The organism is Mesorhizobium sp. M4A.F.Ca.ET.050.02.1.1, from assembly GCF_003997725.1.
Classification (GTDB): domain Bacteria; phylum Pseudomonadota; class Alphaproteobacteria; order Rhizobiales; family Rhizobiaceae; genus Mesorhizobium.
Window position 1 is genome coordinate 1 of the sequence record NZ_RZSG01000284.1, and the last position, 6913, is coordinate 6913.

Sequence of the window (6913 nt, forward strand, 5' to 3'; positions counted from 1 at the left end):
CAACCCTGTCCATCTTGCCGTCACGGTCGATGTCGAGTTTGAGCTCGAATGCCGGCGCGTTGCCGGCGAGTGCCGGCATCGGCAGGGTCCCCAGGGCGACAAGCCAGGGCAAGGCCGCAAGATGGAATTCTCTAATCATGAGCAATCGTCCGCCGCGCGCGGCAGCCTAACACCGGCTGCGCCAGACACAAGATTGCGGCCCGGCTCAGGCCGCGCCGAGCCGTGCATGGATGTCACGCGTCGCATGATAGAGGTCGCGGTAGATTGCCTTGCGCGCGCGATAAGCGGGCACCAGCGCATCGACCGGGTCGACGCGCCTTGCCGGTGGCGCGGCCATTGCCATTGCCGCGTCTTCCGGCGAAGCGAACCATCCGACGGCGGATGCCGCCAGCATGGCGGCGCCGAGTGCGGCCGCCTCGTTGACCGGCGAAACCGAGAGCGGCCGTTCCAGCACGTTCGCCATGATCCGCATCAGCAGCGTCGAATTGGCGCCGCCGCCAGCCGCGATCATCGCCTCTGCCTTGCCGGTCCGCTCCTCCATCGCAGCGGTGGCGATCGCCTGCTCGAAGGCGATGCCTTCCAGCACCGCGCGGAAGAGATGTCTTGGCTCATGGTCGAGCGACAGGCCGACAATGGCGCCGCGCGCAGCACCATCCCAGTACGGGCTCATGACGCCGGCCCAGTACGGCATGACCAGCAGGCCGTCGCTGCCTGCGGGCACCTCCATCGCGGCCTTCTCCAGGATGGCGGCGGAGGGTGCACCGGTGGTGCGCACGATCCAGTCGACCAGCTGCATGCCCGAGCGCAGCACCGTCTCCAGCATGAAGCCGGAGCCGGTCGGTGAGACCAGCGTGCGGAACGCATCCGATGTCGCGACCGCGCCGGCATAGTTGCCGCTGACGACGCCGGAGCCCAGCGAGAGGTAGCTCTTGCCGGGACCGTAGACGCCCATGCCGAGGCCCATCGCCTGGCCGTCGCCGGCGCCGGCGATGATGGGCGTGCCGGCCTGCAGGCCGGTCAGAGCGGCGGCGCTTTCGCTCAGGCCGCCGCAGATTTCTCCCGGCCCGACCAGCTCCGGCAAATGCTCCGGCCGCAGCCCGGCGGCCTCGACCAGGCGGGGATGCCAGGTACCGGTCTTGATGTCGAGCAGGCCGAGCGGATCGGCGCTCGCGGTGCTGGTCACCAGCCGTCCGGTCAGCCGGTGGACGAAGAACCCGTGCACGTCGACGAGTGCCGCCGCCTGGCCGAGCGCCTGCGGCCGGTGTTCGGCAAGCCAGGCAAGCGCATAGAGCGCCGGCGTCGGGTCCGGCGGCTTGCCGCTCCAGTCGCGGATCGCCTCGCGGCCGAGCTCGGCCGAAAGCCGTGCCACTTGCGGGCGGGCGCGCTCGTCCAGCCACAGGATCGCCGGGATGAGCGGCTTGCCGGCAGCGTCGATCAGGGTGAACGTCTCGCGCTGGTGGGCGATGGAAATCGCCGCCACGCGCGAGCCGCCGACCTTGCCGGCGACCTGCTTCACCGCGGCAAGCAGCGCCGTCCACCAGTGCTCGGCGTCCTGTTCGAAATGGCCGGGCGCCGGGTTTGACAGCGGGTAGGTTTCGCGCGCCTGGAACAGTTCCGCCCCGTTCCGCGCGAAAGCGATCGCCTTCACGGCCGTCGTCGAGGCGTCGATCCCGATTACGACATCGTCCATCAGGCGGGGATCCGAAAATATCAGGCGGCGTTGGTGACGAACCGTCCGTCCGACTGGTCGAGACGACGGCGGATCTGGGTTATCACCATCGAATCGTCGGGTACACAGTTTTCATAGGTGAGGAAGTCGCCGGCCTTCACCGGCTTCACCACCTTGGCGCGTTCGGCCAGCCCGAGCGGCAGTGCGCCCCTGGCACGCGCGTCCTCCCATGTCATGGCGAAGCCGCGATAGTCGTTCTCGCCGATCATGCCGAGCGACTGGCCGGCGCCGAGGTTGCTCTTGGCGACCGCCACGGCTTCCGCCACCGGATGGTCGAGCGGCTCCATGTCGGCGCGCTTGTAGACCACGGCGCGCGCCGCCGAGAGCGGCACTTCCAGGCTGGTCAGATGATAGGGGCGGAAGATCGTGAAATAGGGGCCCTTGCCGACCTTGAGGTCGATCATGCGCTCCAGCACGCGCGGATGCTTCGTCTCGATGATGCAGAAGACGCCGGGCGCCACGCCCTTGCCGATCGAATAGTCGACCACGCCCTTGCGGTGCAGCACGCCGCCGTCCTCGCGCGGGCAGAGCACCCCTGCCAGTTCCTCGAGTGTCGCCGTCGGGCCGTGCATGCCCGGCACGTCCGGCACCAGGCCGGTGGCGTTGGCGATCGCCACCATCTCGATCGCCGTCTTCGAGCCGTCGACGAACTCGACCAGCATGCGCGCGTTCATGTTGCGCTCGCTGGCCTCCTTCTCGTAGTCGGCCGGCATGGCGTCGATCTTCAGCGGATTGTTCTTGCCCTTGCCGGCGGCGACTATTGTGAAGCCGAGGCTCTTGGCGAAGCCGATGATCTCCAGCGTGCAGGCGGGCTCGTCGCCGGCGGCGCCGGTGTAGACCACGCCTGCCTTGCGCGCCTCATCCTTGAGGAAGCGGCCGATGGTGATGTCGGCCTCGACATTGAGCATGACGATGTGCTTGCCGTTCTTCATCACTTCGAGGGCGAACAGCGTGCCGATGTTGGGGTTGCCGGTGGCGTCGATGATGACGTCGATGCGGCCGGCGGCGGCAAGCGCATGCAAATCCTCGGTGACGGCGATCTTGCCGGCCTCGATGGCGCGGTCGATGGCCGCGGCGTTGGGCGCCTGGACGATGTCAGCGCGGTCATGGCCGGCAAGCAGAGCGGCGTCGATCGCCGCCTGCGGCCGGACCTCGGAAATGGCGCCGATGCGCATGCCCGGCATCAGCGCGACCTGGACGACGATGTCCGTCCCCATCTGCCCGGCGCCGGCCAGGCCGATGGTGATCGGCCCGTGCTTTTCAGCGCGCTGCAGGAGCTCCGCTGCGAATTGCGGATGGGACATGTCGCTTCCTCCGGTCCTTGGCGCGCCGCTGCGCCGAAATGATCTTTTGAACATTCCTATTTCTATTTGAAAAATATTTCAACCGACATTTCGGCGTTGCCGGGGGGAATCAATTCGCCGTCGACGGGTCCTCGCCCTCTGTCCTGCCGGACATCTCCCCACAAGGGGGGAGATCAGCCGTCGCTGCGCCTTCGCTAATGCTCAACCTTGCAGGACTGAGCGGGGCGCCCAAGCTGCCAATCTCCCCCCAAGGGGGAGATGTCCGGCAGGACAGAGGGGGCGCGAAGGATCGAGGCGGTGATTGTTTCATCCCGCTACGTTGCTTCGCCCGCGACGGATGACGCAAGATTCGCCGCTCAGAAATACCCGTCGGACGCCGCTGTAGCCTCTTTCGGGATTTCGACGCCGTCGACCAGGATCTTGTCGACCAGTTCGTGGTGGAAGCAGACCAGCCCCTTGATGCGTTCGGCCTCGTGCACCGGCTCGGGATAGTACCAGACGAGGTTCTCGTGCCGCCTGGTGCTGGTCGTCACATGGTAATAGTTGGAGATGCCCTTGTAGGGGCAGCGCGAGATGTAGCGGCTGGGCGCAAACATATCGAGCCTGCTGTCCGAGATCGGCAGATAGTGGCGCACCGGATGGCCGGTCTCGAACAGGAACACGCCGCGCCGTGAATCGGCCACCTGCTCACCGTCGAGGATGATGCGGGTGCGGTCGTTGATCGACTGCACCCCGGTCCAGAAGGGCAGGCAGGCTTGCTCGGCGCCTGCGATGTCGAAGGCGTCGCGGCCAACGAGGCGTGGCGCAAGCACATCGTTGACGACGGCGGCCGCCGCCAGGCGTCGGCGCCTCGCCGAGGCCGACGAGACCATCCTCGGTCTCGACCTCGACGATGGTCGGCGAGAAGCCGTCGAGCTCGTCGAATACCCACTGATAGGGCGCTTCCAGCCGCAGGTTGATCGGCGTTGCCGATATGCGGCGGATATTCATCTTCAGCCGCCGATCTCGAAGAACGGTTTGCCGAGCAGATCCGGCACCACGTCGATGCCGAGGCCGGGCCCGTCGGGAATGCCCATGCGGCTTCCCGTGACCGGCGGCTTGTTCGAGGCGGTGCGCACCGTCACCCATTCGTGGAAGGCGATTGCGTGCAGGCGGCGCTCTTCCGGCGTCGACAGCGACAGATGCGCCATCGCAGCCGTATCGATCTCGGCGCCGCCGGTGTCCTCGACCGTGATCATGAAGCCAAGGTCGACGGCAACGTCGCGGATCTGACGCGTCCTGGTGACGCCGCCCAGTCGCGAGATCTTCAGCGTCAGCCCGTCGGCGGCACCCCTGCGGTGAATTTCCAGCATCTCCTCCAGCGAGGTGACGGATTCGTCCAGCACCATCGGCTTGTCGAGCATGCGGCGCACCGACATGTTCTCGTCGAGCGTCGTGCAGGGCTGCTCGAACGTGTAGTCGATGCCACGCGTGGCGTCGGCGAACTGGCGCGCCTGATAAGGCGTCCAGCCGGCGTTGGCGTCGCAGAAAATGACCGTGCCCTTCGGCACGGCGGCAGCGACCACCGTCACGCGCTCGATATCGTCGCGGACATTGCCGCCCACCTTGACCTGCAGCCGGTGGTAGCCCTCGGCGACGATGCGCCTGGCAAGCGCGGCCATTTGATCGAGCGTACCGTGCGTGACGACCCTGTAGAGTTCCGCCGTCTCGCTCTCGCGGCCGCCGAGCATGGTCACCAGCGGCACATCGGCGGCGCGCGCCGCGAGGTCCCAGCAGGCCATGTCGAGCGCCGACTTGATGTAGGGGTGGCCCTTGAACACCGTGTCCATCAGCCGGCCGATGCCGGCAAGGCCGCGCGGATCCTGGCCGATGAGATGAGGTGCGATTTCCGGCACGCCGGCGCGGGTGCCGGCCGGGAACGCGGCCGAGTAGAAATTGCCGAGCGGCGCCATCTCGCCCCAGCCGGTCACGCCGTTGTCGGACGTGATGGCGACGATCACCGCGTCGAAGCAATCGGCGACGCGCCCCTTCGACATGCGGTAGGGCCCGTCCACGAAGGGCTGCACGACATGGTAGGCTTTGATACTCTTGATCTTCACGTTGTCGTCCGTTGTCTGCGGGATTGGTCAGGCGCCCTTCGATGCGCGCTTTTCGAGGCCGCGCGCATAGGCGAGAAGCTCCTCGAAATCGAGGTCGATATGTTCGCGCGCATGGCGTTGGGCGGCGCGCATGTCGTTGCCTTTGAGCAGGCGCACATAGGTGTCATGCACATCCTCGGCGGGTACCGGCTCGGCGCGGGCCTGCTGGTGGAGGGCGAAATACATCTGCAGCCGGCTGGTCAGGCGCTGCCAGGTCTCGAGCAGTACGGAATTGTCGGCCCATTCGTAGATGAGGCCATGCAATTGCAGCGCAGTCTCGATCTGGCGCGTGGTGTCGAGCGCCCGCGTCGCCTGCTTCACTGCTTCGTGGCGGCGGTCGAGTTCGTGGAAGAAGCGCTGGTCGCGCAGCGGCCAGGTGCATTCGATGGCGAATTCGTCGAGCACCTTGTTGAGCGAATAGGCGTCGATGATGTCCTTGGCGGTGACATCGATGACGAAGGTGCCGGCGTAAGGAATGCTGTTCAGGATGCCTTCCTGGACCAATTCGCGCATCGCTTCGCGCAACGGCGCGCGGCTCACCCGCATCTGTTCGGAGATCCTGAGCTCGTTGAGCTTCTGTCCTGGTTCCAACTGGCCGGTCAGGATGGCGCGTCTGAGCAGCGCGACGATCTCTGCCCTCCGCGTCGTATCCGCGATCGGACTGAAATCCAGCTTCGCCATGCGCCTACTCCGGATGAGGGATTGCAAGACAAGCAGATTGTCGACAATCCAACAAGAGGGCAATTTACGAATTCCGGAATTTTGTCGATGGCTCAAGCCGCCCGGCCGTAGAAGCTGATCCGCTCTTCCTCGCTGAACATTGCGCCGGGCCGCTCGTAGTAGAGAACACCGCGATCATGCGCTGGCGCTCGCCCTCGACCGTGGTGACGCGGTGCGCGGTGTAACCCGAGCTGGGCGGAATGGTTCGGCGCCTCCGGCGGCAATCGCGCGCCGGATCCCTCGCATGGCCGCCGCGTCGGCCTGTCCAGCCTGGCGGTATCCTCCGCGAGGCTGGGGCTGGGAATTGCGCTTGGCCAGAAGATCATGGCCAGCGCCGATCTCGAAGCGGGTCGCCTGATCGCGCTATCGCCCGTCTCGGTGCGCCTCGGCCAGCCCTATTGCGCCTTCATGCTGCCGGCAAAAGGCCGAGCGCGCCGACATTGCCGGGCTGGTGGAACTTCTCAACAAAACGGCACCCTCGACGTGGGAGTCGAGGGCGCCGCGGGACCGGGACTGATGGGGGTTATCAGCTGGCCGGTTTCTGTTGCGGCAGCGGCGAGACCGGCATGCCGGGTCCGATCTTCTGCAGATTGCCGGTGATCACCTGGTCGCCCTCGGAAATGCCTGATGTCACGGATATCAGGTCGCCGTCGGTCGGCCCGAGCGAGACCAGCTTCTGGTCGACCGTGTTGCCCTTGCCGACGACATAGAGGTACTTGCCGAGCTGGCTGGACCCCAGCGCCACCTGCGGCACCATCAGCGTGTTCGGCTGCTCCTTCACGTGCAGCCGGACCCGCACATACTGGCCGGGCAGCAGCGAGAATTTCGCATTGCCGATCGTCGCCCGCGCCGTGATCGTGCCGGTCGAATGGTCGATCGTGTTGTCGATGAAGGTGAGCTCGCCCTTCTGGCTGGGCTCAGTCTCACCGGGCAGCAGAACATCGACGGCGATCGGGCCGGCTGCCTTCGCGGCTTCGATTTCGACGAGATCGGTCTCGCTCGGATTGAAGGTGACGTAGATC

5 protein-coding genes and 1 pseudogene are annotated in these 6913 nt (G+C 66.2%); all 6 read right to left on the reverse strand.

Features of this window, described 5'->3' with window-relative positions:
* Positions 1–205: 205 nt before the first annotated feature.
* Positions 206–1690, reverse strand: a complete 1485-nt coding sequence (locus EOA33_RS18840; RefSeq protein ID WP_126056023.1) for an FGGY family carbohydrate kinase — start codon at positions 1688–1690, stop codon at positions 206–208.
* Between the two features lie 20 nt (positions 1691–1710).
* Complete coding sequence (locus EOA33_RS18845) at positions 1711–3033, reverse strand: homoserine dehydrogenase (RefSeq protein WP_126056022.1); 1323 nt, start codon at positions 3031–3033, stop codon at positions 1711–1713.
* Positions 3034–3389: 356 nt separating this feature from the next.
* A pseudogene (locus tag EOA33_RS18850) lies at positions 3390–3740 on the reverse strand (DUF427 domain-containing protein); the annotation flags it as partial.
* 285 nt (positions 3741–4025) lie between these two features.
* Positions 4026–5132: a mandelate racemase/muconate lactonizing enzyme family protein gene (locus tag EOA33_RS18855; protein WP_126056021.1), complete on the reverse strand. Its 1107-nt coding sequence runs from the start codon at positions 5130–5132 to the stop codon at positions 4026–4028.
* Positions 5133–5159: 27 nt separating this feature from the next.
* A complete protein-coding gene (locus EOA33_RS18860) occupies positions 5160–5852 on the reverse strand; it encodes a GntR family transcriptional regulator (RefSeq protein WP_126056020.1) in 693 nt (230 codons plus the stop codon).
* Positions 5853–6417: 565 nt separating this feature from the next.
* Positions 6418–6913 (reverse strand): efflux RND transporter periplasmic adaptor subunit (locus tag EOA33_RS18875; RefSeq protein WP_127406269.1); only part of this gene is annotated, 496 nt, incomplete at its 5' end.

What these genes read in the sequence shown, in the direction of transcription:
- EOA33_RS18840 (WP_126056023.1), bottom strand. Translation starts at nt 1,690, where the DNA reads ATGGACGATGTCGTAATCGGGATCGACGCCTCGACGACGGCCGTGAAG.
- EOA33_RS18845 (WP_126056022.1), bottom strand. Translation starts at nt 3,033, where the DNA reads ATGTCCCATCCGCAATTCGCAGCGGAGCTCCTGCAGCGCGCTGAAAAG.
- EOA33_RS18860 (WP_126056020.1), bottom strand. Translation starts at nt 5,852, where the DNA reads ATGGCGAAGCTGGATTTCAGTCCGATCGCGGATACGACGCGGAGGGCA.